Origin of the sequence: Brevibacillus sp. HB1.1 (assembly GCF_013332445.1) — a bacterium.
GTDB classification, from domain to species: Bacteria; Bacillota; Bacilli; order Brevibacillales; family Brevibacillaceae; genus Brevibacillus; species Brevibacillus porteri.
In genome coordinates, this window is sequence record NZ_JABMIV010000004.1 from 435,813 (window position 1) to 462,632 (window position 26,820).

17 protein-coding genes are annotated in these 26,820 nt (G+C 48.6%); 8 read left to right on the forward strand and 9 right to left on the reverse strand.

Features of this window, described 5'->3' with window-relative positions; genetic code table 11:
• Positions 1-25 precede the first annotated feature (25 nt).
• A complete protein-coding gene (locus HPY27_RS14550; protein ID WP_174225304.1) occupies positions 26-5,941 on the reverse strand; it encodes an AAA family ATPase in 5,916 nt (1,971 codons plus the stop codon).
• A 126-nt stretch (positions 5,942-6,067) separates the two neighbouring features.
• Between HPY27_RS14550 and HPY27_RS14555 the strand changes: the two genes are divergently transcribed.
• Positions 6,068-6,697, forward strand: a complete 630-nt coding sequence (locus HPY27_RS14555; RefSeq protein ID WP_371814328.1) for a cupin domain-containing protein — start codon at positions 6,068-6,070, stop codon at positions 6,695-6,697.
• 111 nt (positions 6,698-6,808) lie between these two features.
• Here the strand turns inward: HPY27_RS14555 and HPY27_RS14560 are convergent, their stop codons facing one another.
• The 8 genes from HPY27_RS14560 to HPY27_RS14595 all read right to left on the reverse strand — a co-directional run bounded on the left by HPY27_RS14560 (position 6,809) and on the right by HPY27_RS14595 (position 21,024).
• The gene (locus HPY27_RS14560) at positions 6,809-7,543 is read right to left on the reverse strand and encodes an MBL fold metallo-hydrolase (protein ID WP_174225306.1); all 735 of its coding nucleotides are present in this window, start codon (positions 7,541-7,543) and stop codon (positions 6,809-6,811) included.
• 201 nt (positions 7,544-7,744) lie between these two features.
• On the reverse strand, positions 7,745-10,243 hold the full coding sequence (locus HPY27_RS14565; protein ID WP_174225307.1) for a GAP1-N2 domain-containing protein: 2,499 nt from the start codon (positions 10,241-10,243) through the stop codon (positions 7,745-7,747).
• Positions 10,243-11,508 (reverse strand): TRAFAC clade GTPase domain-containing protein, encoded by a 1,266-nt coding sequence (locus tag HPY27_RS14570; protein ID WP_017246636.1) that lies wholly within the window; start codon positions 11,506-11,508, stop codon positions 10,243-10,245. Before HPY27_RS14570 ends, HPY27_RS14565 begins: the two co-directional genes overlap by 1 nt.
• A gap of 13 nt (positions 11,509-11,521) precedes the next feature.
• Positions 11,522-12,157: a hypothetical protein gene (locus HPY27_RS14575; RefSeq protein WP_017246637.1), complete on the reverse strand. Its 636-nt coding sequence runs from the start codon at positions 12,155-12,157 to the stop codon at positions 11,522-11,524.
• 17 nt (positions 12,158-12,174) lie between these two features.
• Positions 12,175-13,449, reverse strand: coding sequence for a vWA domain-containing protein (locus HPY27_RS14580; protein ID WP_017246638.1), 1,275 nt, complete (start codon positions 13,447-13,449; stop codon positions 12,175-12,177).
• Positions 13,446-15,794 (reverse strand): hypothetical protein, encoded by a 2,349-nt coding sequence (locus tag HPY27_RS14585; protein ID WP_173623425.1) that lies wholly within the window; start codon positions 15,792-15,794, stop codon positions 13,446-13,448. The genes HPY27_RS14580 and HPY27_RS14585 overlap by 4 nt, the downstream gene beginning before the upstream one ends.
• A gap of 33 nt (positions 15,795-15,827) precedes the next feature.
• On the reverse strand, positions 15,828-19,217 hold the full coding sequence (locus HPY27_RS14590; protein WP_174225308.1) for a tubulin-like doman-containing protein: 3,390 nt from the start codon (positions 19,215-19,217) through the stop codon (positions 15,828-15,830).
• A gap of 13 nt (positions 19,218-19,230) precedes the next feature.
• On the reverse strand, positions 19,231-21,024 hold the full coding sequence (locus HPY27_RS14595) for a vWA domain-containing protein (protein WP_174225309.1): 1,794 nt from the start codon (positions 21,022-21,024) through the stop codon (positions 19,231-19,233).
• A gap of 197 nt (positions 21,025-21,221) precedes the next feature.
• Between HPY27_RS14595 and HPY27_RS14600 the strand changes: the two genes are divergently transcribed.
• The 7 genes from HPY27_RS14600 to HPY27_RS30145 all read left to right on the forward strand — a co-directional run.
• Positions 21,222-21,371 carry a hypothetical protein gene (locus HPY27_RS14600; protein ID WP_007724683.1) on the forward strand — a complete coding sequence of 50 codons (150 nt, stop codon included), beginning with the start codon at positions 21,222-21,224 and terminating at the stop codon, positions 21,369-21,371.
• On the forward strand, positions 21,368-22,303 hold the full coding sequence (locus HPY27_RS14605) for a hypothetical protein (protein WP_174225310.1): 936 nt from the start codon (positions 21,368-21,370) through the stop codon (positions 22,301-22,303). The genes HPY27_RS14600 and HPY27_RS14605 overlap by 4 nt, the downstream gene beginning before the upstream one ends.
• Before the next feature lie 14 nt (positions 22,304-22,317).
• Positions 22,318-24,081 carry an SH3 domain-containing protein gene (locus HPY27_RS14610; protein WP_174225311.1) on the forward strand — a complete coding sequence of 588 codons (1,764 nt, stop codon included), beginning with the start codon at positions 22,318-22,320 and terminating at the stop codon, positions 24,079-24,081.
• A gap of 152 nt (positions 24,082-24,233) precedes the next feature.
• Positions 24,234-24,866: a LysE family translocator gene (locus HPY27_RS14615; protein WP_174225312.1), complete on the forward strand. Its 633-nt coding sequence runs from the start codon at positions 24,234-24,236 to the stop codon at positions 24,864-24,866.
• Between the two features lie 10 nt (positions 24,867-24,876).
• On the forward strand, positions 24,877-25,509 hold the full coding sequence (locus tag HPY27_RS14620; protein ID WP_174225313.1) for a YHYH domain-containing protein: 633 nt from the start codon (positions 24,877-24,879) through the stop codon (positions 25,507-25,509).
• Between the two features lie 216 nt (positions 25,510-25,725).
• Positions 25,726-26,343: a class D sortase gene (locus HPY27_RS14625; RefSeq protein WP_174225314.1), complete on the forward strand. Its 618-nt coding sequence runs from the start codon at positions 25,726-25,728 to the stop codon at positions 26,341-26,343.
• Positions 26,344-26,398: 55 nt separating this feature from the next.
• Positions 26,399-26,820 (forward strand): hypothetical protein (locus tag HPY27_RS30145; protein WP_254612898.1); only part of this gene is annotated, 422 nt, incomplete at its 3' end.

Sequence of the window (26,820 nt, forward strand, 5' to 3'; positions counted from 1 at the left end):
GGTCGCCTCAGTTTTTTCTATGGGTCTAGCGAATATCTTCCAACGGGATTCGGAAGGTAAAGCGGGTGCCCTCTCCTTTTTGAGTATCAACCTGAAGGGTTCCACCCAACTGCTCAACCTCTTGCTTAACAATGGACAGGCCAATTCCTCTGCCCGATACGAGACTCGCATTTTCTTGCACCGTGACATGCTCCGCCATTGCCAACTTTAGCTTTTCCCTATCTCCGCCCCGCCCATCATCACGAATTGTGACGCACAAGGAAGTATCCTCTTGCCAAATGCGGCATTGAATCTTGCCGCTGCGTTCTTTTCCGTATGCCAATCGTTCTTGTTCTTCTTCCATTCCATGATCGATGGCATTGTTGAATACGTGAACCAAGCTCCTCGCAAAATTCTCGAATCGCTCCGGATCGACCAGTACTTCATCTGCATCCCATTCGACCGGATCGATGGTCTTATTCAAACGGATAGCGAGCTCACTTACATAGTCTTCATACCTTGACAACATGTCCTTCATAGGACGATAGCGAAGCTTGCGGATGCGGTGGAGCAGCTCCTGCTGAGCTTCCCCCTGTATCAGACTGGTGATCTCATGCTCGAAGCTTTCCCATTGCTCTTTTGCAATGGTGTACACATGCTCGTTATGATCCAGGAACCCGACCCCGAGCTTGTGCTGCATGATCGACAAATCTTGTTGCATCGCAGCTTGAACCTCTGCGAATGACTGCTGGGCGCGCACATCCTCGTCGGAGAGGCGTTCTCCGGACTTTGCCCATTGAATCAACCACGATTCCAAATCATGCAGCTTTTCCGGTGTATGAATCAAGTGTAATTGGCTGAAGTCACCTTTAAATTGATGAATCTGAGCGACCAATTTGAATAGTTTCTCGGAATCCGCGATCTCTTCTCCGAGGACTCGCTTCCACCCATCCTCAAAGAAAGCATCAAAAGCTCGCAGTACCTTTTGGAAGAGCGGGAGACTAATCGCAACAGTTACGACCATATTCAACCTTTGCCATTCTCGCTCCATCTTGGATTTGAGCGCCCGTTGCTCACTCATATCAGTCAGGATCAGCATCAAGCCCTCTGGCGAATCTCGCCGATCTTCATAAATCGGCTTACATGCCAGCTTCAACGGCATTTGATTGATCTGGATTTCCGTAGGAAAAAGACTGAGATACAGCTCTTTTTGCCCTTGGTCTTTTGCTTCAAAGTACTTTTCCAAAAGGGATTCAATAAACATGCTGTCCTCTGGACGATCTGGGTATAGTAGCTCAGCGACCGACACCCCAGCCAGTTCTCGACCAAAAATTCGTAGACATTCCCGACTGTATTCGGAATGGACCAGCAGGTTTTTGGAAAAAGACAGAAAGCCTTGTCCCGCATTGTTTAACAGATTTTTATTCGCTTGCAAAAGGGCCTGAATTTCATTGGTACGCTCTGTCACGATCTTTTCCAAGGATTGATTCCATTGCTCCAATTGATGATACAGTCTCGCATTTTCAATAAAGATCGCAATTTGCGAGAAGATCAGTCTGAGCGGCTCTGAGCGTTTTTCGTTGAACACATGTGTCGTCTCGTTGTTCTCCAAATAAATGACGCCGATCATTTTTCCTTGCTGCCATAGCGGGGAGCATAGAATGGATTTCGGCTCGTGCTTCGCAATGTACGTATCGCGGAAAAAGACGCCTTCAACCGAAGCGTTGTGGAGCACCAGCATCTCTTCTGTACGAATGGTGTAATTCACGACGGCGACAGAGAGCATCCCGCTATGTTCATACGGGACAGACTGCATGATCTCCACGTCCAAATCGACAGAGCCTGCCGCTTCGATGAGCCATTCACCATCTTTTTTCAGCAGGAGGATTCCTTTCTCCGCACCTGCATTACTCATCACCGTGCGCAGCATCGTGGCCAGCAGCATTTCCAAGCGGAGCTCGCTAGCAATCGTTTGTGATGCCTTGATGACACTCATTAAATCGACGAGGTCTGCTGTCTGGTCAGTCGTGGCAATCTCGGCAGAAGCCCCCAAGTTTCTTACCCGTTGCAAAAGATAAGGGTACCGTTCCCCAATCTCTCGTGCCTTGGCGACCGCTCCCCAAAGCATGTAAACCTCGTGTGCCTCAGTCATGTATACCTTCGCAATCGTATCGAGTCCGAGTGCCAAGTAATGCTGGGCGGCCAATTCATTTGCCATTGCCTCGTTTTGCAAGAAAACATCTTTTTTGGCGAGTTGAACCGCTTGTTCATAAAAAGGACCTGCTTCTTGTTTTTTCTCAGTGACACGCAGCCACTCAGCATACATCAACAACCACTTGTGCTGAAAATTTTCCGGGCATTCCTTTGCCCACGTCTTCATCTTTTTGATATTTGCTTTGATTTTTTTCCCATACTTCGATTTTTCCTGTCGGTTGGCGTTCTCATAGAGCCCCGTCAATGCCAGTGTTTGCATAAAAACTTGCTGGCTGACAAGAACTTGTCCACTGACTGAATCCATCCATTGCTCTGCTTCGCCCAGCAGCTCTGCAGCCTCCAGGTGGTTCCCGTACATGAGATGAACCATCGATTTATAGTAGTGGTACATGTACCGCTTGTAGCTGTTTCCTTCTTTTTGCAGGTTGCTTACATATGCCGCTTCGTCAAATCCATCATGGCAAAACGCCGTTCGTTCCTTGTCGGTCCACCGTGTAAAAGTATGCAGCGCCTGGCGCAATAACAGGAGTCGATCATCGTGATCAACGACCTTGATTTGTTGAATCATATCGCTGTATTCCTCGATTTGCTGCTCCAATTCTTCCACTGGCACACCACAGTAGAGCATGGCCTCCAAAAGCCCATGGGCATTGTAGGCAGCATAAATGTTGCCGCCACCATCCAAGCCGAGCTGAATCGCTTTTTTCAGGAGAGGGATATTCGTCCGCGCATGCTCGCACCAGTGATTGATCAGTAAGGCAAACGCGCCATACGCCTTCGTCATGGCGATCGGATCGGCGAAGCTGTCTGCTACACGGCAAGCCAATTGCCCAAATTCGTAAGCCTCTCGATAATTTCCGAATTGAGCAGCTTGTACGATCCCGTAACCGGTATAACCGTTCGCCGAGGCGACCGCGTTTCCGTGTACGAGCGACAGATGAAGGGCACGCAAAATCGTTAAAGCAAACCAATTGAGATTAACATAGTAAGCAGATGGGCCTGCGTAGCTGATGATGCTCATCGCCATCTGATAATTTTCATCGGGAACATCCGGCAAATACAGCAGCTCATCTATTTTCCGGCCTTTGAGGCGGCGTTTGATGTGAAACATTTCCTTAATGATATCGAGCTTGCCAGGCTTTTTGGGAATCGGTACGCCCAATAACCCCAAGGCTTCGCTTGCGATCTCCATGACCCGAGGAAATTCAGCCAGTCGTGTATACATGCGAATTTCCATTTCCAAAATGCGTACTCGTTCTCGGTCTGTTTTGGCATGCTGCATCCCGCGTTCAAACAATTGTTTTGCCTCATCCAATTGGTTACAGAGGTACGTCGTCTCCGCAGTCAACGCACACAACTCCATGGTCAGATCATGATTGTGCTGCCAGCCCTCTTCCCCGACCAGCTCGAGACCACGTTGGAAGTACTGCAAGGCGGACTCAAATGCCGCAGAGAATTTCGCTTTTTGACCAGCGAGTAAATGACAGTACGCTACATGAATACGCTCCGCCTGATCCTCCAGTATCTCTTTGCCCCGGTACATATGATCGCAAATTTCGAACAGGGAGCCAGATTCGCTCCCTTGGGACATTTCCCACATCATCCTGCCCAGCTTGACGTGAGTCTGTCCGCGCTCTGCCTCTGCTAACAACGAATAGGCGGCCTGTTGAATTCGATCATGCACAAAGCGGAAACGAATCTTCATCTGAGACGCCACTTCTTCTTCCACGAGCGCAGCGTAATTCAGATATTCCGCTCCTTCAATCGGATAGATGAGACCTTCCTCAATCGCAGGCCGTATATGCTGGATGGCTTCTGACTCCGTTTGATTTCGTGACTTGGCTATCAAATGAAGCAAAAACGAGTTACCCAGACAAGCAGCATAACCGAGCTGCTGCTGAGTGGAATCAGGCAATCTTCTCATTTTTTCTACGAGAAAATCGGCCACATTTTCCGTAGTACCCAGCTTCTCGATTTCTGCCAAATCCCATTGCCAGTTCCGTTCTTCTCTCACATACCACAGCAAGTTCCGATCATACAGCGTTTTAATGAATTCTCTTACATAAAACGGATTCCCAGCTGTTTTCTGCATGATAATCGTAACCAGCGGCTTCGTCATATCCGGCTCACTATGCAACGCATCCGCTAGCATCGCATTGAATTCGGGTTCTCGAAGCGGCAATAACGTGAATTGACGCAAAATGCGGCTCTTGATGCCTGTCTCTGTCAAAAGGGCAATCAACGGATTCATCGTACTGCCATCATGCTCACGATAAGCGCAAATCAGCAGAAAATGACTGATCTGCATATCCGCAACCAACTCTCGGATCAGGAAAAGCGAAGAAGAATCCGCCCACTGCAAATCATCTAGGAACAAGACAAGTGGATGGTCTGGTCGCGCCCAAATCCGAATAAAGCGTTGCATCACCCATTGAAAGCGATTTTTTGCTTCTGTTGCAGGTAGCTCAGGTACGGCAGGCTGTTTGCCAATCACTGCCTCAAGCTGTGGAATGACATCCACGATCACTTGACCAAGTCCTTGCATGGCGTCGAGTATCATCTCTCGCCAAGCGAGCAGCTCGCGTTCGTGGCCTGCCAAGAGCTGCTTGATCAAGTCCTGAAAGATTTGAATGATGGCCGAATACGGAACGGCCTGATTATATTGGTCGAACTTTCCTGAAACAAAACGTCCCCGGCCTCTCAAAAACGCTTTTTGCGCTTCTAGCACGAGAGCAGATTTACCCACGCCTGCAGAGCCACTGAGGACAACCATCCTCGTAGCGCCGTTCGTAACTTGCTCAAATGCATCGATGAGCATCTGGATTTCTTGCTCACGTCCATACAGCCTCTCTGGAATCCGCAAGTGATCAGCACGATCTTCTAAAGCAAGCGGAAAAGGCGTAATCAAACCGTTTTGTTCAAGCTGGTCATAGCAGCGCTGCATGTCTGCCAGTAAGCCAGACATGCTAAAGTAGCGATCCTCTGTATTTTTTGACAGACACTTCATCACAATGTCCGATAGAATCTCTGGAACGGATGGTTTTACACTGGAGGGAGCGAGCGGCTTTCTCGCCATATGAGCATGTATGAGTTCAAGCATGTCCGAAGTTAAAAAGGGCAGCTTTCCAGTCAATAACTCGTAGAGCGTGACACCAAAAGAATAAATGTCGGAGCGGTAATCGACGGTGCGATTCATTCTCCCCGTCTGCTCCGGTGAGACGTAGCGAAGATTCCCCTTCCATTCTTTTGGATTCATCACACTTTGGTATTCTTGGTGGCATTTAGACGCCAACCCAAAGCTAACAAGCTTTACCTCATAGGTTTCAGGATGAACCAGGATATGATCGGGATTTACATCCTTATGAATGATTCCGTGCTGATGGATTTCTTTCAAGCAGGAAGCCATACGGACCGCAATGAAGAGCATCTCCTTCAGCGACAGTCCTTTCATTTTCATAAGCAAGGAGAGCGGCACTCCCCCGAAATCTTCCGTAATCATTACCGTTTCACGGTTGTGAGTAACGAGTTCGATGATCGTTTCCACTGCATGGGATTCCAATGATTGAAGAATGCGATATTCATGCTTCAATTTCCACAGAGATTCTTTATGGGAAGATCCTTCCATCGGTACTTTGAATAAGACAGGGAGATTGTCGTTATTTCTGTAACCCCGATAAATTCCCAATTTTGAATGAGTGGAAAGAAACTCTACCACCCTATACCCTGGAACCACGATCATGCCGCTCATACTATCCACTCCATCTTTAGGTAGAACATCCTATCTTTTTAATTGTTGCCCCGGAACAAATAATCTATATTTAATCTATATTCTGTCTTAAAATAATCTCTTTTTACTATTTTTCAAGGAGGTATAGTGTTGTCAAATCTAAGTCGCAGTGTAAGTAACCCACACAATAATGAAGTAGTTACCTTTTTGAAGACAACGGAAGAAACGAATGGCGAATATTTGTTATTCCGTACCGATCTTCCACCGGATAACGGGATTTTTCTACACTATCATACAAAACTTGTCGAAACCTTTGAAGGTGTAATTGGAAATTTAGAGGTAACCATTGCTGGAAAAAAAGTAATCCTGAAGCCCGGAGAGAAGCTAACCATTCCGACAGACAAGATTCATGGGTTCCACAATCCCTCTAACGAATTCGTTAGCTTCGATGTGGAAATCCGTCCGGCAGGTACTTTTGAAGCGTTTGTCCGCTGTGGATACGGGCTCGATACAGATGGGCGCAGCTTTTATTTGCCGATTATCAAGCAGAATATCCCGAAAAATATTCTCCTCTTGGGAACGATCTTTCAGATGGGGCAGTTTTACCTCCCAATCATTCCGCGCTTCCTGCAAAAAGGCATGTTCGCTGTGTTCGCTGCACTGGCTCGTTGGACAGGTTCAGATAAGTCGCTGGAAAAATACTACAAAACCTCTCCGGCTGCCCCAGTCTCCCCTACCGAAATCGAGCAAACAGCGCAAAAGACGTTGCAAGGATAAAATGGGAAAGACACCATAGGGATTACTCCAGCTTGGTGTCCTCCACGCTTTTTATATCCACATATTCCAACCTGGATTCATTGTTTTATCGTGTAAGCTCGTGTAACTGCTTCACCGTATCAGAGCGTGAAGCTGCTCTTGCACGTTGTTTTGACACATGCCTCCATGATAACAAATGATACTAGTAATTTCCAAGTTCTCGAATTTTTTTAATGAGTTTACTGCCATTTCCATATCGAGAGTGTTTTGCGGAATCGGTCCTCGCAGTGCTTCGTTCATGTAGACCATAGCATCACCTGCTATCAAGGTCTTGCTATCTTGTACATAAAGGCTGATATGCCCCGGCGTGTGTCCGGGAGTATGAATGATGCGAATTCCCCCACAATACGGCAGAATCTCTGCGTCTGCTAGTGTCTTGTGCACCATTGCCTTTGGCGGATTTTCGCAAAGCCGTTGCAAGTGCTCGCGTTCCTTTTCAGGCAACATCGTAAGTAATGGGGCCATGCTTTTGGGGTTTGCTTTGAGGAGAGGGCGTGTGCCTTCAATATACGGCTGATCTAGCTCATGCGCGTATATTTCAACCTGTCCGCCAAGCTCACGAACGATTTCTGGAAGACTGCCGATATGATCAATGTCCTGATGTGTCAAAATGATAGCCTGTAAACGCTCAGGTGGTATGCCAGCACGGCTCATCTCCTGACGAATGGTCTCCCATGAACCAGGCATTCCTGTATCTACTAATACCGCTCGGTCATCATCCCAAAGCAAGGTGGGATAGATCACCATCGGCTTGCCAAATGCCTCTCCTTGTAACGGAATCATTTTCACACCTGTGTTAGCTTTCATACCCTATTCCTCCTCACACCATTTCATCGCACAACTACTTTTTATCACGGAGCGAGGAGTTATTTCAACAGAAAAATATTTTATTATATCACAAATAAAAATATTTGTCAATATATTTTCGAGGCATTTTCTTGTACAACAACGACCCCCGAAATACGCGGTCGCTCCTACCAGAGCAGACCGCGTTGGCGTTTTATTTACTTAAGGTGTCGTTGTCTGAACAGGCTGACCGCCCGTTGATGCATCTTGGCTTCGCTCCCCAAGAACGCCACGAACAGGTTGGATGTCAGGCTCGTCCACCATCAACCGATAAACCGGTACGAACACTGCCGGAGGACGGATCGGTTCAGGCTTTGTTTCAGGTGGCTGTACATGCGTACTCGTACCTCCCCAAACCATGTAGCCTCCCCACGCTCCAGCACCTAGCAAGACAACTACGCTGGATATCACCGTAGCTTTGTGCCGAAACAGCTTCACGAGCGGATTAGCTGTTTCGCTGCGTACCTCGTCCAAAAGCTTGCGGAAATCAGCATTTCGGATCGCATACCACCGTTTTCGCCATTCTTTGTCCCGCAATCTCTTACCTTTCTCCTCAAGGAAGAAGGCCTTCAGTGCTTGTCTGTATGCAGGCAACAAATACTTCCCTTCGAAAAACATCCGCTGGCTCATTGTCCATTGGATAAAGGACAGTGTAACGGATTCCCCACCATTTTGCTGAACATACTCCAGCAATTCTGCAAACTGGAAGCCTTCCTGACCAAAATGATCTTCCCGGTAAAAGACCAGCGGCACCTGCGGGAACTCGTCCGCATGGAGCGGTTTACTCAACATATTCTGGATCATTCTTTGCTGCACGGAAATCGCTTCCCGATCCCATTTCCGGAAAAACTCTGCCGGGTGTGGCGTGCTTCTCTCTTCGTGCAGCTTCGCCAGGTTCAAGAGCATTTCTTGTTTGTGGCGACTCTCCATATCCAGCGTTCCGAAAAAGCTCTGTGGCTTCTCCTCCAAAAGGGCGATGAGAACTTGAAAATCATCCTTGGATAGCGTGTCTAGCGCGACGAGCTTCATCAAGGACTTGTCCAGCTCATCCAACAGCTCATCGGCATAGCTGCGTGCCCCATCGATGCTTTCAAAGAACTGATGGATGGTAATGGCGGCAGTGAGCTTTTGACGTTCACGCGCAAATAGACGCAATACTTTTTCCGTCGTGGTAGCAACAAAAACGGCATTGCGCATAGCTTGCGGTTCTGTTTCTGTCCAAAACCGAATTTCTTTTAGCATCTGGTCCAAACTGGTCACGGCGGCTACCCGCTCGGTCATATAATCCTCAAAGAGCGGCTTCACCAACTGTGGATAGCCAAAAATCGTCCGCATCATGAAGCCAAACAGCTCCCGGTTGCTGGACAAATGCTTGTACACTTCTGCCACGTAGCTGCTCTGTCTCGAGGTCTTGGCCTTCATCAACACGTCCATCAAGAAGCGGATCAAATCCATTTGCAGACGTTCCTGCCTGGTGACACGGTAGGACTCAATCATTTGCTTGATCGTCTCGCCGTCAGGCAGCTGTTTGGACGAAAGCGCCTCTACCTCGATCCTCATCAGCATTTCCTGAAGCTCGATCATCCGTTTCTTGCGTGTCAGGCTGCTGTGTCCCAAATAGCTGTTCAACGCCTGCCAAACGCCCGCCCGCTTGCTCTCATACACGGACGTTCGTCCCTTTTCAATCAAATACAGGGCACACAGCTCATAGTACGTGCGAATGTTCAAGGCCAGTGCATGGTCTGCTCCAGCCAGCACTTCCTCACAAAATTCGTGGAACGCATCCAAAATCCGTGGCTCATTCACATACTCCCAAGCAAAGTCGAGGTATTCGTGTCCTCCGTCCTGCAAATCGACGTTCTGAACGCGACCAAGGGCGAAGTCGAACAAAAAGTCTTTGTCGCTGTGCCCCCCGCCTGGGCGTATGCTTCCTTTTTCCACGAACGTGACGTGGATATGCTTCTTGCTCTGCGGCTCGTTGCTAAAAGTGAGAAACCCAAAATGTCTGCGCATCTCATAAGGCAGACAACTGTACAAAATCTCCAACAATTGAGCAGCACTCTTGGATGAGGCACTAATGTCCACATCCAGGCTGATGAACACCTTCTTTTTCGCTGCAAGCGAGGACATCACCGCAAAGAGGAGCTGTTTGAATAAACGCTCATCGACTCCCAGTTGCCCAAGCAGCTGTTTTCGGTCTTGCGATAAGCCTTTTTCAGAAGGGATGTCATCGACGGTAGGAAGCTCCTTGCCCGCTGCATCGTCGTGACGATTCGTAAAAGAGCGCACTCCAAAGATCTTGCCCGGGTTCTTGATAAACTCATCCCGACGCTCTACCGGAATGACATAGTTGTGGCTAAAAAACGTATTGCGCTGACCGGTAAAATCCGCTCCGACAAATACACTTCTACCGAGAACCATCTCTCCTGTTTCGGCCTGGAAGCTGACAAGCGCCTCCGGGAAGAGCGCCAGATTGCTTTCCGCCCGCTCTTGAAGCTGTCGCGGCGCATCGTACACGCAAAACGGATGGAGCGCCTTTTTAATGAATTGGTTATCCAGCCCTGGCGTTTTGGCGACAGTATCGTATCCTTCGTTCGAACGGAAAACCCCTTGTCGCCCGCGGGTGTAGTACTGCTGCAAAATGGGCTGACGGTTGCTCACTACCGCTCCCTCCCCTCGATGTAATCAAGCTGGTGCATCAACCAAATAAACGGTTCATCGACGCGAATCGGCGTCACGACACCACTCACCCTTTGATTGACGGGATTGCTCCCCAGCGCAGATACAGCGAAATAGGCCGTATTCGTAAAGTAAACATCCAACGCGTCTTTAAACGGTCTATCCACCTTTTCGATGAATCGGCGGATCTCCCCATCGATGTTCTCAAATTCAGTCGTATTTAAATATTGTTCATGGACGAAATTGCGGAAAACGTTGCTGTTGGACTTGATGTATTCGCCGTCGTCTTCCTTGATCAGATGCAGCATGTCGCTCTTCGTCAATACGACAGCAGTCGGAATATGTGTCTTGCTCTGCTCCTGATAGCCGATGAAGTTCTCAAACAGCGTAATAACGACCTCACGCGGCTCGTCGTACCTTGCCGTGAATTCCCCGGGCTCATCCCCTGCTTGCAACATGACCCGATCGCGAATTGTCTTGATTTGCAGCGGATCAACCAGGAACAAGATGCCTGATGAGTTTTTCACATGCGCCGCATATAGCTCCAAATACTCGCGGTCGACCATTCCCTCGCCCGCTACGTCAAAAAACACCAGGATCAACGGTGCCTTGTCGCTATCCTTGAAAATGAACTGGAAGATGAACGGCTCCTGACGCTTTTCTTTTTGCGTAGAATCAAGCAACTGTCCACGTTCAAACAAGGGTGCCTCGTAGTTCTCCCGGAACTTGCGGCTAATCTGCGCATTGAGCGGCATACACGCTGCATCGAAGTGATTCGCAGTCGTGTTCTGCAAAGTATGGATCAATGAGGTCATGTAAACGGACTTCCCGACTTGGGATGCCCCGACAATCGAAATAATGTTGCTCGGCGCTTTGCCCGCTGTAATCGGCAGCTCGTTGTGGCATTTCGGGCATAATCTGCGCTTGGAAACCATGCCATACCGATCGGTCACACCTGCGAGGACGTTATCAACATACAAATGGTTTTCCTCCGGGATGGATTCAGGATCGATCACCGCTTCCAACTCATCGACGGCATCGAGTCCGAATTTATCCCGATACGCATTGAGAATCTCATCCTCCTGCAACGCGTAGTCTTCGTCGTCCTGACGATGATGTGTGGCACGGAAGACAACTTGGTCTGGTCCGTATTTGGCGAAGCAGTACGGACAGACAATATCGTAAAAAGGAAGCCGTTCCTTGACCTGCGGCTTCTTTTCAAACATGTTTTTCAAAAACGACAGCATGGCGCATCCCCTCCTATTCAGGAATCAGTTCGTACATTTCTCCGTATTTTTTCCCGTCCGTAAAAAACAGGCGGACAACGTCTTTTTTCCTGACCTCGATCTCCGGCATCAGATTGACACCGGGCTCGAGATCGCGAATGAAATTGTATCGGGTACCATCATCCTTGTGGGCGGGAGGAGAGCCTTCTTTTTTTACGTAGCAGAGTACGTCCCGCGCGATCGGAATCTCTGAAAAAATGCGAATCTGCAACGATTGATGCTTGCTAAACCAGCTTCCGCCCCGTTTGAACGAGTAGTAGATTTTGGCCTTTCCTGTGCTGACGTGGATCACATGGGCATCCCCGTCTGGCATGAGCAGAATCGGCTTTCCATTTTCCAATCGGCAAGGAAAGATGCGGTATGTGTACCGGCCGATGCCGTCTGTTTTTTCCCGCAGCCCTTTGTGGACTTTGTATTCCTCTCGGGTATACAGCTTGAACTGACGATCATCCAGCTCGTTTACGTCAAAAGGGGCGCCAAACTGCGACTTGTGTACGTACACGCACGGAATATCCTGCGCCCAATGCCAATTGAGCACATATTCGTTCCCTTGATACTGGCAGGTGACGTCCTTGATGAAGGTTTCTGTTGTTTCCTCCCGATTAATCATGATTCATCATGCTCCCTTTACTCAAACCGCTTGCTGCTTTGGTTCCCGGCGTCCAACGCGCGAGGGTTTTGTCTGGTGTTCAGTCTGCGCTTTGCAAAAGACGATCCACCACTCGTGGAAGCTGGCACAAAGAGAGTGAACAATGTCAGGATGACAGCGAGCAAGGAGCACGCCAGCAAACGTACAACCATATCGAGCAAGTCGATTGACGACAGTCCCATTTCCAAAACGAGTCCAGCTAACAGTCCTGATACCGCCCCGCCAATCGTGAAGCTTTTGGCCAGATGGCGATTGTCAAAAATCAGACCCAGCGCCAAGCCGAGCAAAGCACCGATGATCAGAACACTGACCACACGGGTAATGGCGTAAAACATGCTTTCTTCTGTCGCTCCTGTCCGCTCGGAAACGATATTGCGGTCTGTTCGGCTCATATCGTAAATCTGACCAAAAATTCCTGTCATTTGATCAGCGTGTTCAACATTGAAGTAGCTGCCGCCAGTCTCAGCAGCGATCTTTTGAAGCAACGCCGTTCCGTCTGCATCGATTTGGCTCATGCCTACGGTATGGACAATCACTTGGTTTTGCTTGTAGGGTGCAAGTGCGGCAGGGACATCCAGATCACTATAGCCGTCTGACATCAGCACGACCGTACTATTCGCCATTTGATTGGCTTGCAGCTGATCTAGCCCCGCTTGCAAAGCCAGGTCGATCCGGGTGCCTCCATCCGTTCGCGGATATTGAAGCAGCTTCTTCACAATCTCATCCTTCACGGACTGGCTACTCAGCTCGGTGAGGGGTTGCAGCACATTCGTTTGATCGTGAAACGTAACCACTGCTATGTTCATGTCACTGTCCATGCGCTGCACCATGTCGGCTGCTGCTTTGAACAATTGGTTATCCGGGTCAGACGACTGCATGCTGCCTGACGTATCCAGAACCATGACAATATTGTTGGCCCCACTGGCCTGTTGAAATGATGACCCGTACAGCAGCTGAAGCAGCAAGGCCACTACGCCCACCATCAAAAACGTGCTGGGCACGAGCATTTTCCAGGAAAAGCCCAGATAGCGTTGCTTCCAACCGACTCCATTCAGTCGTGGCGAGATCATTTCCGCAATGAGGCACATCAGTCCTACGAAAAAGGCATATTGACCAAAATAAAGTCCCATTAACAACCATTGCGGTATTTCTCCGGACAGCTTGCCGAGCATGACTTCCCCGACCAAAAATCCGATCACGCCACCTACCAGACTACAAACTAGCATGAGTAAGCTTACCCTTCTCTGACTCATGACGACTCATCTCCTCCCACGCGGCGAAAGACAAACCCGCTGTCCTCATAGGAAGCATGGTATTTCTTGTTATTGCGGTAGAACATCAACTCTTCCATGCCGAATCCACCCATCAGGTTCATTTTTTCTATCCCGCTTTTTTGTTCCTCGTGGATGCAGCCCAGCTTGTAAGTTCGTGTGCTCTCATCTTTGTGCAGCGCATATTGGACGAAGTCGTTGTGAATATCGGCAAACAAGTACTTCTCCTCATAGCGGTGCTTCTGCAAGAAATGGAACACTTCGATGTGAACCGCTGCGCGCTCTTCCAATACCAATGCGAGATCGAGGAACAAATCCTCCTTCGTCAGCACGGTTCGGTTATCGTAAGCAGCCCCGACGTTGGCACGCGCAAGCAGCTCCGCCTCAAAAGATAAAGCAAATGGCGCTCGGGTGAGAATCTCGTTCCGGCAAAACTGACACAGCCTCTCCACGAGTCCGGCGAGTCGATTCCCGCTGAGCAGAGCGCCGCTACCAATATACCGTTGTTCCATGTAAAAATCACTGCCGCGCGAAGCTTCCAATGACCGGATTGTTTCATGGACCACCGATTCGTAATATTCGTCGACGTTTTTGCCCAAGTAGTCAGTCGCTTCTCGAACACTCGTCTGGGCGATTTCCCGCAGTTGCTTATGCAAGGCTTCCAGCTGCTCGACTTGCTCACCTAACTGCCGGTGAATCTGCTCTGCCTGTTTCTCATAGCTCACAAGGATGGAGAGCATCATCTCCCAATCCAGCAGCTCCAGCTTTTTGCCATAAACAGCGTCCAGCAAATGGCGAATGAAGGTCCGCACACGCTCCTTATCCCGTGTGAAAAATCCTCCTACGCGAATATCCTGCCGCTCCACTCGCTCTTGGTAGAGATCGACAAGCTCGGCTTTAATCTGTTCAACCTGTCGAGATGTCTCTCGAATTCCTGTGCGGAGCTCATCCAGCAGGTTTGCTCCATTGGCGTGTTCGGCTGTGAGATAGTAAGCTGCATACAGCCCAAGCCGTTCATCCTCGATAATTCCTTTCTGAATCAAATCAGCCAAGGACTCCTGAGACAGCATGTGATCCAGACGTTTACGCGCCCCGGAAACGACATTTGCCTCAAAAAAGGCTTGGCTGCTACCGTCAAACAAAGCCAGCTCCGCTTCACGCATATTCATACTGCAAAGCTCGCTGTAGCTGATACCAGAAGTCATGAGCCCCGTCATTTCCTCCAGGATGTGATCCTCAGGAAGAATGCCAGCCAATTTTCGCTGCAAATCATGCGCCGTCAATCCGAGCTTTTCTCTCGCTTTTGTTTTCGGCAATACCTCGCCGTCTTGTAGTCGCTCCCAATAGCGGTCAAATACGGCGGATAGTACTGTCAGCGCAATCGCATGAGTTGGTCGCTTCACTTTGGATAGTCCAGCAGACGCGAGCTTGGTCTGCCCATGATCAACTGTGATGCTCCGCATAAATTGCAGCTTGTTATAGCCATCATTGCTTTCATGGAACTCCGACTCTACCTTTTTGTTGTTCAAAAGCACCAGCTTGCTGATCAGCTCATAATTTTCCTGCATGCCGCCTTCGATAAACAAGCCATGCTCTGTCTTGTCACTCAATAGGTAGGCCAGTGAAAATAACGGTGCGTTCACATGCTCCACAGGCAGTTTCACGAGATCCTCCGTTACCAAGAGATTCGCTCGATAACTGTAGTCGCTCCGCTGATAGCGATTGACCTCTTCCAAAAAGCTGACTGAGAGCGCTGTCGAGAACCCGAATGCTTCCCCGTTGTTCTTTTCTTGAAGCAGGACGTACAGGTCGACAGATACGTTTTTAAACAGCTCGTTGAGGTAGCCCTTGAGTAGCAACGTCAGCTCTGGCAAAAGGATCGTGGCAGGATCATCCGCCCTTGCTACGACCGCTATATTGACTTGCTGAAAAGCAGTGAACAACTTGCCCATTTCCGCTACCCGCACGCTTGCCAGCTTCATCACCTTGTTCAGCTCCATGGTGACAGCTTCATCGAGTAAAAAACGCTCGTGGATCGAAGTACGCATCTTTTTCTTGTCGGCATCTGCCTGCGGCAAGCGGCACCCGATTACTTGCGGATGCTCCCACGTTTTGTCCTGATACGCATGGACATAAAGAACACCGTGACCATTTTGCCAATTGCGCTCGTTGTGGGCACGAACAGCTTGCAGTGCCTCTACGCTCTTATCCCCGAGAAAAAGGAAGAGCACGGGGTTTTGAATGCTTCGCTGTCCGTTTCCGCTATCCAGTTGTCTTTCCAAATCCGTAACGTATTGGGTCGCGAACTCTCCAATCAAATCCCTCATGCGTCCTCCTCGGTTATCAAACAATCTTGACTTTTATTGCAGCGTCTTGCGCATATCGTTTACTTTTGACCAAACCTTTTTGTAGAACTGGAACAGCTCTTCACCGTTTACGTATTCATCGCGGTCGTATTCCAGATCGTTTTTCGTTTCTTGGAAGGTCGCCGCAATTTCATCGAGTTTTACCAGCAGTTGCTGCGTATCCTCTGCGGAGGTCATCGCGTCACTGCGTTTTGCAGCCTTGCGCTGGATGGTTGCCATGTTCTTGTGATCCAATGCGCGGAACTTTTCATAGATAGCGAATTCGACGTGCTTGTTGACCTTCATCAGGTTGATGAATGGCTCCCACGCATCTTCTTCCTCATCCTTGTCGTAGACGTAGAGTGCACCGCGCTTGCAGATGGTGCTTGTGTAAAGTGCTTCGATGAATCGGGTCACCAGCTCTTCTTCGTCCTTGATGGCACCTACGATCTGCTCCAGCTCCTGGATTTTGGCTTCGATTTCTTCGTATTTGCGCACTTCCTGTTCGATCAGGCGAATCTGCTCTGGATAGCGAATCAGGTTTTCTTTCGCCATCTCTTCATTGATACTGCCGAACACATCACGCGTAAATTCTTGCTCCAGACCATCTCTCAGGAAACCTTTGAGCTCAACCAATGCACGCTTGATCTCGCCAGGGCTCAGCTTGGTCGCGTCTCCTTGCGCTTGGTGCTTAGCCAAGAAAGTGGCCAGCGAGAACGGCTTCGTCACGATGGATTCATAGCGGTTGCTGGTCTTGCTGTCGCTGCCTTTTTCGCGGATAGCTCCATAGCGCACCGCACGGTCAAACAGTTCGCGTACGTTGGCGTTGTACGCTTTGATTCGCCCATTTTGGTACGTATCTCCCCACGATTTTTCCGGAATAGGGGATGGGAGGTACGCCCAGTTGTTCTTTTCGGTTTGAACGAGGTGGCGTCCGATACCCTCTCTATCCAGAATGGTACGTTCGTAGCTTTCCTCGTAGACCTTCAACGGTGTGTAAGCGAACAGTGGAATACCGTTTTTCGTATTCAGCCAGAAGATGCGGTTTTTGACTTCGCTTTCTTTGACGGTAAAACGCGATCCGCTAATCGCTGTGTTTTGATAGTTTTTAATCCCCTTCAAGATCGATGGTGCTTTCAGCGGCACGGATACAAAGCCCCAGGAAGGGAAGTGCATATTGCCGAGATTGTTGCTCAGATGGAAGACCGGGATCGCCTCTTCATCCAGCTTGCTCGCAATCTTGCGCTCTACGATGCGATCGAGTGTCTCGTCCTGACCGTATTTGATCACGAGGAATTCTTCCATCGACTTGGTGATCAGCTCACCGAATTTCTCCGAGAGGAATTCGGAAATCGAGCTGACGATATCCAGCTCCTGCTCTTTGACCCACTGATCGGAGTGTCGCAGCAGCTCGCTGGTGAAATCGCGGATCAGGTCATCCGCATCTTTTTGTTCCAGGATGTTGCTGACTACCTTGGAGATATCCGGCACACTGACGATGTTCCAGTAGTATGTCTTGTTGCCCGTGCGGTCGCTCTCTTCGCCGCCTTTGATCAGGATGTCGCCGTTTTGCTCGAAAATTTGATTGAGTGCGTTCAAAATCTCAGTAAATACGTTATAAATGCGGTTGTTTTCTGCATTCAACAAACGGTGCAGCTCTTCGTAGAATTCGATCATTTGCTCCAGCTTTTCTTGATCAGCCAGGAGCTGGTATTCGTTGATCTTCGCTTCGATGTAGCTGTTTTTCTTCTTCTCCTTGGAGATGAAGGCACTGCGGGCATCGCCCAGCTTTTCATTCGCATTTTCGCGCGCACCCTCAATCTCACGCGGGAAGCTCTCCAGATTCGCCTTGAGGCTCTCGATGTAGGAGAGGATCATTTTCATCAGGCAATAGCCTTTGTCCGAATGAATCAGACGGGACGCATAGAATGGTCCTTGCTGCGGGTGCAGGAACACGCGCGTAATCATTTCGCCGAAAACAGAGATCATGTCGCCTGGCGTCTGCTTCTTGCATTTGATGTACGCTTCGCGCGCTTTGGCGAGATAACCCTGCTCCAGCTCGTGGTCGATGCTCACGACTTGCTGAGTGATCACGTTGCTGTAGTTCAGACGCTCGCTGTTTTCATAGCCTGGCAACGGTTCAGGAACGCGCTCCTCGAACTTGCGGGAAATCGAGTCGATGTCGATTCCGAGTTTGCGGGCGAATTTCTCCGCATCTTCCTGTGTTGGTGCTACTGTGAACATTTTTTCCATCTTATTAAACAAGCGATATGCCAAGTATGTTGTCATCTCTTCGATCGGCAAGACAGCAGAGGAAGCACCGATGACGTTGTATTGGTAGTTCGCTGCGTACGCTTTTGGCATCTGGTTGATGTTCGTACGGATGTTGCTGATATAGTCGTGGATCGCAAACTCTTCACCCGAACGCTTTTCTTCGCTCGCCATGAAGTTCGTGATGTTCTCCGCGGTTACGTTCATGCAGTAATCGTAGGCGTTTTCCAATGCTTTGCCTTCGAGATTGGTCGCAGAAATCAAATGACACAGGTTGAATGGTGGCATTGGCGATTGGACAGTGAGTACAGTGCCGTATTGCTGGCGGAAACGCTCATTTCGCTCATCCGCATTCATCCAGTAGTCCAGCTCTTTTAATGCCGCATAACCGTTTTTCATGATGTAGTCGCGTGTGTGCGAGCTGAGACTCTTGTTCGACAGGTTGACGTCAGGCGTGAACAGGTAGCCCAGCGTATTCACCTTGTCTACCCCCGCACTGCCGAAGTCGCGCTCCAAAATGCCTCGTACGATATAGGCGATGTCGAGGAAGCAACCGCTCCCCGTTCCCCCGGACAATCCGCTCAACAGGAATACTGTCAGCTTTTTGTTCGTGCCCTCGCACAGCATCTTGACCTTTTTCTCAATGGTTTGTACGACTTGCGTAATTTTCGTAAAGAGAAGAAGTCGACCTGCCTGACGAACACCCGATGCTCCGCTGATTCCATCCGTAATCGTCAGCTCTGGTGAGAGCCAGTCAGTGATATACGGCTCCAGAATGCTGCGATTCTGCAACACACCGCCGATCTCAGGATTGGACAGGAGTACGAACTCCGTCACTGGATCGAGTCCGATGCCCTTGTACTTTTTGTTACGGTCATGTTCATTCGTTTCAAACGCGATGAATTCAATATTGTCCGGCTTTTCCTTGCGCTTCTTAGAAAGCTGGTCTACCGGCAGCTTGAAGCGTCTGTTCACTTGGTATTTCAGGCGCAATAGCGCATCAATTCCTGTACCGCCAAGACCGATGACGAGCATCGGGTTATCAATTGTATCTACGCGAATCTTGTCACTGACGATTCCTCCGCCGAGGGATACGTCCAATTGTTGAATGTGTTCTCTCACAACTGCTTTCATAATCGACTCACTCCTAGACGATGTAATCTACATATAAGGACTTGTTCACATTCGTTAACGAAATTTTGATGCGATCGTTTTTCTTCAACTCTTTGCCTTTGCTTGCATCGAGCACACGTCCGGCCTTTTCGATTCGGCAGCTTGAACGGTTTTCGATGATCAGCGTATCGTTTTTCCCTGGTAAAAAGATGACTTTCTCTGTCTCCGCAAACTCAGGGGCGAGCTGCAAGAGTTGGTGCAGCTTCACTTTTCCTTTGAACGCGTTCAGTTTCTTGTACTGCGGATTGGACTTTTCCCCTGTATCCTCATCCACGATCTCGATGGCGATTTGGCCCGCGAAGCCCTTGTTCGCCTTGCGATAGATCGACAGTGCGTACAAGCCTGCACCGATCAACAGGATGAGAACCACGGTACCTCCTACTACGGTCATCCATGGAAATGGTTTCGATTCTGCCGCAGGATCAGTAGTTGTGTTCGGCTTGCTCGCTCCAGAACCTGCCGTTATGGAAGCATCTACAAGGAGTGGTTTTGTCTCCCGGTAAAAGCTGGTGTCTTCTGCCTTGATTTTGATCTCATACGCATGGTCAGCCGGGATTGTGAAGCTGCCTTCGAACCCGCTGCCCGTATTGTTCAGGACGACCTCATTCATCTTATTATCCGTCTTGTCATTGACGATCAGTGTCGCCTTCATCTGCTTGTACAGATCAGGACTCGCTACCTTCTGTCCGTTTGAAACAAGTGCAGCCTTGATCGGTACGACATCGCCAGCCTTGAAGCTCTTGGCTGTGACTGGCTCCATCTCCAATTGCAGATCGTAGTTGAAGATGAGGTTAATATCAATTTTTTCCTTCGGGGCACCCTTTACCTGTAGCTTCCAATCGCCCTGCTGTGGCTTGACCAGCTTGACCATCGTGTACGCATTGGATTTCGACAGTCTGACCTGGTTGGAAGGGATTTGTACTTCCTTGCCTGCTGGGTCATACAGCTTCACTTCCACTGCTTTTTGCGACATGATCGAGATGTTGGCTTCCATGACGCTGCCATTCGGGATTGGGATCGGAATCTCCTGAGCCTGACCGTTTGCAACGAAGCTTTTCACCGGGACAACCTTCAGCTTCAAGTGATTTGCAAAGATTTCGCTCAAGATTTGCGGGAGCTTGTCCGCTGTGCTTGTTTCGAAAAATTTACCATTTGTATCCGCAGCAATCTGTTGCAGGGTCGTGCGGTTAAGCTGACCGTCTGCGTTCAAGCCAATCGTGTAAATCGGATAGCCTTTATCTTTGGCCTCTTTCACTGCTTGCTGTAACTCTTGATCAGATTGTGCTTGGGTACGGCTTGATACTTTGTTCAAATAGTTGTTTCCGTCTGCCAACAACACGATGATCGGCGCATTGTTTGGATTGCGTCCCGCATCCAGGATTTTTACTGCTTCCGTAACCCCTACAGCAATATCGGTGTAGGCTCCTTTTTGCAGGCTGTCGATGAAGGCTTTGATATCGTTCTTGTCTTCTTCGGAATTAATCTCAAGCAGTGCCTTTTCCCGCTCGATCTTGTCGGTATAGGCGACGACACCAATCTTGTTCGCTTGGATCGACGTCATGTCGACGAACATTTTCATCGCTTCGTTGCTGACTTTGTTCTTATCGCTTTGGGTCATGGAGTTGCTGACGTCCACGACCAGGACAGCGTCCATATTGTTTCCGCTCGTTTGCGCAAAGCCTGGGTGAGTGACGGAGAGGACACTGACCAAAAGCAGGGCAAGACATGCTACGTATCGACATAACATTCGGAATCGTATTATTTTCATGAGAGCTCCTTTTCTTGTTCGTTACAAAGAATTTGTGAAGTGTTGCAAAGGAAGTAAGACTATGACACTATTACCACTAGATTCAAGAAGTAGAAGACAGATGATAAAAAAGTACTAGAATGATTGCCCCTTACTCGTAATACGATACGACATGATTCTTTGTTACAGATTTCGACAACTTCGTTAGGAGAAATTTTATGTTAACTTACTTTCTGTTATTTGCGGCTTTTTTGCTGCTAGCGGTCCGATTCCTCAAGCTGCTGCGACTAAAACGGCGCAATCTCTCCAACGCCGAAATCGATCAGCATCTTCATGCCTTACTGAATGAGAAGAGGGATTCACCATGAGAAAACGAATCGGCGTCCAATTCCGCAAAACCCGTAAAACCACTCATACGTATGAAAGAATTCAAGCGTGCACGCGATGCCATACGTACCATGTCCTGTGGGAGACACATTGTGAGACCTGTGGGAGAACCTACACACCAATCCGCCAGGTTTCCCACGCTGTGACGCGCCGTTATGTGCAGACGCGCTTTTTGCTCTTGGGCTTGTTCGTCTGTCTTGCTCTCCTTTCTGCGGATACCCTTTTGCAATTAGCTCTCGCAGGAGGTATTGGCTGTGTGTTGTTCGTCCTGTTTTTCGTGATGCAGAAAAAATACGGCACCTATGAAAGAGACATACAATTTCAACACTTTTTGACAAAGGAACTGGATACGTTCAAGAAGTCACTCCTCCGTCATTTGGAGGAAGTGGGAAACGACGTCAAAGAAGGACATCTCAAGGAAGCTTATGAAAAAACGAGAGAGATCGGGCATTTCGTCGATTCCGATACGATCAAGATACGCAAGATCATGTTCCTCAATCATTACGTCCTGCGAAAAGACATGGAACTGGAGCTCGAAACGCTCATCCCGTCTATGTACGACAAGGACTTCATGGAATATGTGCGCGAAGTCATCAAGGTCCAGCCTTCGCTCGTCAAAAAATCTGTTCTCAATTATGTCAGACGTTATAAAAATCAAATATTGTTACTAGAAAATGGGGATCAGCTCATCGGTCAAGTGGCAGGTGCAGCGCTCCGCATGAAGTCTTATGTGGATGAATATCAGGATCTGATTATCGAATTTATCGATTTTTTGCCTCGCGAGCGCCTTCTGCGATTGGCAAAAATGGTACAAACCCATAAGGATGAAGGTTGGGAACAACTATATCATTTTACCAAAAACAGGGTGGATACGCATTACGCGTTTGACCCGGATTTCAAAGGCTTACTGTGAAGGAGGAGCCTTTCATGCTGCCTATCTCTCCCTATCATAGGTCCCTCTGGGTCCGTAATATTTTTCTTGGTCTCTTTGCCTTGGGTTTGATCGCCGTTCTGTTCAAGCTCGGATTTGGGTACAAGCAGATTACGTTATATAAACAGGCAAAGGCGTTTTATGAACAAAAGAACCTGCTGCAAGCCGAGGAAACCTTTTCTCGCGCGCATGATATGGCTGTCCTGTCCTACGGGGATGACGAATGGAATTCCATCATGTTCCTACTGACTTCTATCCGTGCTGAACTAGAAGGGCTTCACCTGCATTCACGTTCTGCCATCTCGGAAAAGAAGGTCGCAGAAATCGGTGTAGTCTATGAACAATACCAAGCAGTCAAACAGAAATACCAGAATCAAAAGGACGTACCAGGGATGTTTTTCCAGCAATTGTCCGCTCACTTGGGTATGGATAAGAGCTTTTCCGATTATTACTTGAATGCCTTGCAAACAGCCAAGGCTCAGGCACAATCGAATCTCGAAAAGGAAAACTATCAAGACGAATCTTTCATCGAAACACTCCTTGTCATTCCGGATGAATACTACGGCGGCAAAAAGAAGAAGCAGGCTGAGCTCACGGCCTTGTTCCAGGACTATGAAAAGACCAAGCTGCGGGCGCTGATCGCTTCGGCTCCTTTTGAAGAAGTCATCACCAAAACGGCTACAAGCATACGCCATTACGAAAAACTGGGTATCGAGACAGATTGGTTAGTGGGTCAGTTGGAAAAGTATGCACTAGCTGAAATCAAGGAAGTTATCCGTTCGAAGGATTTGAGTGCCTTCGTGGACATGGCAGCCGCCTATCGCAAAATCGAGGATGTGCTCTCTACGGATTCGCCTGTACTCGATTCGATCACCCGCTATCTGGAGGGCAAGCTCAAACAGGCAGAGCAATATATCAAGTCGCTCGAGTTCACCAAAGCGCGTGAATTGTACGAACAGTTAAATCCGCTCCAGGATACAGCTACACTCCTGTCCGATCTGGAAAAACTCTGGTTGGAATACGATCCCGCACGCTTATTGCAATTGAGATATCCTGACAGAACGTTCACCGACATGCTCTCCGGCACAGATCGCTGGGGAGCAAAGCTTTACGCATTTGGACTCTCCGAGGCAGATCAACGTCTTTATTTCGCAGCGAAAATGCCAAATGACTCGCTCCTCTATCTGGATCAGTCGCTCGATGTGGACATGAAATCGGCAAAGGCTAAGATCGACGATACGCTCGGAAGTAAAGAAAAGCCTGTGATAATCGTGAGTGCATCCGGCAAGGAGCGTGCTAACGCCTACGCGGCACTGTCTCCGAATTTGATAAAAGAGTCACTCGATAAGCGCTTTTCGGTGGAGGCGGATGAACTCAGCGTAGAAGACTCCGAGCATGTGATCATGAAAAATGCGGTAGGCAAAGGGGAAAAGGAAATCGCTCTGTTCAAGCTCGAGGACAATGGCTTGGATTACATAGAAAAGCTGGCTGACTTAGAAGAGAATCCCGAAGAAACGACCGAGGGTAACGAGTCAGGAGAAGCGACCTCCCCCGTTGACGGATCGACAGAGGTAACGGACCAGACTAACCCTGCCACTCAAAAAACCGATGTTTTTGCGGGGCCAGGTGATGAATATGAGAAGATCGGTCAGGTAGTAGCAGATGGTTCCCTCCAAGTCATCGCCGATCTGAATGGCTGGTACCAGATTGTATTTAATGGAAAAGAAGGCTGGATACGTGCTACTGAATCGACGCCGTAATCCGTTTACTTGAATAATGAGCTCCCCGCGCGATCATGATACACTTTCTTTGATCTGCGTCAGGAGCTTTTCCTCATTTTTCGCATTGCTTTAAGTGTCAGATTATTCTATAATCTATTTTTATTTTATAGATAGACAAGGAGTGGGAAGCGATGTTTGGAATCGTTCATTATGAAGCATTTCTGATGACTGCAATCATGTTGAACCTGATACCCGGCTCAGACACGATGTACATCATCACCCGCAGCATTTCGCAAGGAAAACAGGCAGGAATTCTTTCGGTTCTCGGCATTTTGACAGGCTCACTCATTCACACACTCTTGGCTGCTTTCGGCTTGTCGCTCCTTTTGGCGCAATCCATCGTGCTTTTTAACATCGTCAAAATATTGGGGGTCGCCTATCTCGTCTATTTGGGCATTCGCATGCTCATGACGAAGGAATCACCAGCTTTTTATACGGCCGATTCCAAGAAGCTGAAGGGTGAAAAGGTCTATCTGCAAGCGATCCTGACAAGTGTCACGAATCCAAAGGTCGCCCTGTTTTTCATCGCCTTCCTCCCGCAATTTGTTAGCGCGACGGAAGCAGGACCACTCCCTTTCCTTATTCTTGGCCTGACTTTTACCGTTACGGGTGGCATCTGGTGCAGTCTCCTCGCCTTGTTTGCTTCCTTCGCTACGCAAAAATTGCGCAATAATCAGAAGTTCTCTGTCATACTCAACAAGCTGACGGGGATTGTTTTTATCGGGATGGGGTTGAATCTGTTGCGGGCGAAAGCCAATCCTTAGGAGGTTATCTATGAAAAAGATTATTTCTGTACTCGCACTCATTCTTTGCTTTGCTTTTTTACCTGTTCAAATGATTGAAGCGCATCCAGGCAGAACAGATGCAAATGGTGGACACACCTGTAGAACAAACTGCGAAAAATGGGGATTACAGTATGGAGAATATCACTATCACAACGGTGGCGGTGGTTCTTCTAACAGCCAAGTGAAAAAATCGGCTCCTCCAAAACCATCGGCCCCCCGTACACAACCTAAAATACTACCTTCGAAAACAATTGTAGCCGTAGACAATGCTAACGTTTATTCTGCTCCATCCCTTGACTCTGTCGTTACTGCAACCCTATGGTATGGTTTTGAAATCAAAGCATCAGGTACACATCCGGAATTTATCTCCATGGATCAAGGATACGTTTCCAAAACAGTGGTCACCTCGTATACACCGATCACTCCGAAGACTGTCAAAATTCAAGGAGAGAAAGGCTACTTCTTCTCGACCCCTTCGACAGAAAGTCCAGGCAGGGGCTACGCTGTCAGAGATGCACTTGTTCAAGTAGTCGGTGAACGTGGCGATTGGTATTACGGCTCCACTATCGATACAAATGGGAAAGTCTTAGTTGGATTTGTCGCAAAAAGCGTCGCCTATTAACATAGAACGAGACCGAAAAAGCCAGTCAGGAGAGTCTTTCTCCTCTGGCTTTTTTCATGTTCAGAAATTGTTTAGGTCGAAAGATTATGATAGCTCTAGGCATTTTTTCACAATTGGAGCGAATGTCCTTGCCGAAAAAAGTTTAGTGTAACTAAAAATTAGGACAAGGGGGGAAAGATGAATTGAGTTAACGGTGCGAAAAGGGAGTTGAAGAATGTGCGAGTGCTGTTAAGTGCTGGGTTTATCCTGGCAGGCTTATTCCTCCTTTTCTATCCTCAATGGGAAACGGCGGTATCTGCACAAAAGCAAGAACAGCTCATCGAAGCGTTCGAACAACTGAGCAACGTCAGCGAGCAAATAGAAACGGCTGCATCAGAGGACCCACCATCTCCTCAGATACAAGAGCCGCTCGCTATGTTGGAAGGTGCCAGAGGCGTGATTCGGATTCCCAAAATTGATCTGGAAATGATGATTTTTGAAGGCGCGGACAAGCAGGCCTTGAGTAAAGGTGTTGGCCTGATCGAGCCAGACAAGGAATTCGGTGTGAACAATGTTGGACTGGCAGGCCATCGTGGGATTACTCATGGCAAGCAATTCAATCGATTGGACGAACTAGCACCTAACGATGAGATTGAGATCAAGACGAAAACGGCAACCTACCAATTCATTGTCGTGAAAGCCTTTGTCGTAGATCGTACACAAGTAGAAGTTCTAGAGGATCAAAAGAAGCCATTGATCACCTTGGTCACATGCACCCCTGTTGGAGCAAAAGATCCGAAGGACAGACTGATCGTTCAAGCTGAATGGAAACAAACGCCTTCATCTCAGCCCTAACCCTTCCTACTGAAAGACGGAATGAGCTAGTTTTAATTGAGTACAGGAGGAGCATATGCAAAGGAAATCTTGGGTCGTTGTGGTGGCACTTTTGCTCATCATCCAAAACTTTTTCGGTTTCACGACAACCTCGTATGCCCAAACACAAGGTGAGGTTGTCATTAACAATAGCGGGGAACCGGGTACAGGCGATCCTACTGATCCGGGTACGGGAACTCCTACCGATCCAGGTACAGGAACTCCTACCGATCCAGGTACAGGAACTCCTACCGATCCGGGTACAGGAACTCCTACCGATCCGGGTACAGAAACTCCTACCGATCCAGGTACAGGAACTCCTACCGATCCAGGTACGGGAACTCCTACTGATCCAGGTACGGGAACTCCTACCGATCCGGGTACAGGAACTCCTACCGATCCAGGTACGGGAACTCCTACCGATCCGGGTACGGGAACTCATCCCGATCAAGGTACGGG

Coding starts and splice junctions, on each gene's coding strand:
- HPY27_RS14615 (WP_174225312.1), top strand. CDS start 24,234: ATGTTTGGAATCGTTCATTATGAAGCATTTCTGATGACTGCAATCATG.
- HPY27_RS14610 (WP_174225311.1), top strand. CDS start 22,318: ATGCTGCCTATCTCTCCCTATCATAGGTCCCTCTGGGTCCGTAATATT.
- HPY27_RS14580 (WP_017246638.1), bottom strand. CDS start 13,449: ATGAGTCAGAGAAGGGTAAGCTTACTCATGCTAGTTTGTAGTCTGGTA.
- HPY27_RS14585 (WP_173623425.1), bottom strand. CDS start 15,794: ATGAGGGATTTGATTGGAGAGTTCGCGACCCAATACGTTACGGATTTG.
- HPY27_RS14595 (WP_174225309.1), bottom strand. CDS start 21,024: ATGAAAATAATACGATTCCGAATGTTATGTCGATACGTAGCATGTCTT.
- HPY27_RS14600 (WP_007724683.1), top strand. CDS start 21,222: ATGTTAACTTACTTTCTGTTATTTGCGGCTTTTTTGCTGCTAGCGGTC.
- HPY27_RS14590 (WP_174225308.1), bottom strand. CDS start 19,217: ATGAAAGCAGTTGTGAGAGAACACATTCAACAATTGGACGTATCCCTC.
- HPY27_RS14560 (WP_174225306.1), bottom strand. CDS start 7,543: ATGAAAGCTAACACAGGTGTGAAAATGATTCCGTTACAAGGAGAGGCA.
- HPY27_RS14620 (WP_174225313.1), top strand. CDS start 24,877: ATGAAAAAGATTATTTCTGTACTCGCACTCATTCTTTGCTTTGCTTTT.
- HPY27_RS14550 (WP_174225304.1), bottom strand. CDS start 5,941: ATGAGCGGCATGATCGTGGTTCCAGGGTATAGGGTGGTAGAGTTTCTT.
- HPY27_RS14575 (WP_017246637.1), bottom strand. CDS start 12,157: ATGATTAATCGGGAGGAAACAACAGAAACCTTCATCAAGGACGTCACC.
- HPY27_RS14605 (WP_174225310.1), top strand. CDS start 21,368: ATGAGAAAACGAATCGGCGTCCAATTCCGCAAAACCCGTAAAACCACT.
- HPY27_RS14570 (WP_017246636.1), bottom strand. CDS start 11,508: ATGCTGTCGTTTTTGAAAAACATGTTTGAAAAGAAGCCGCAGGTCAAG.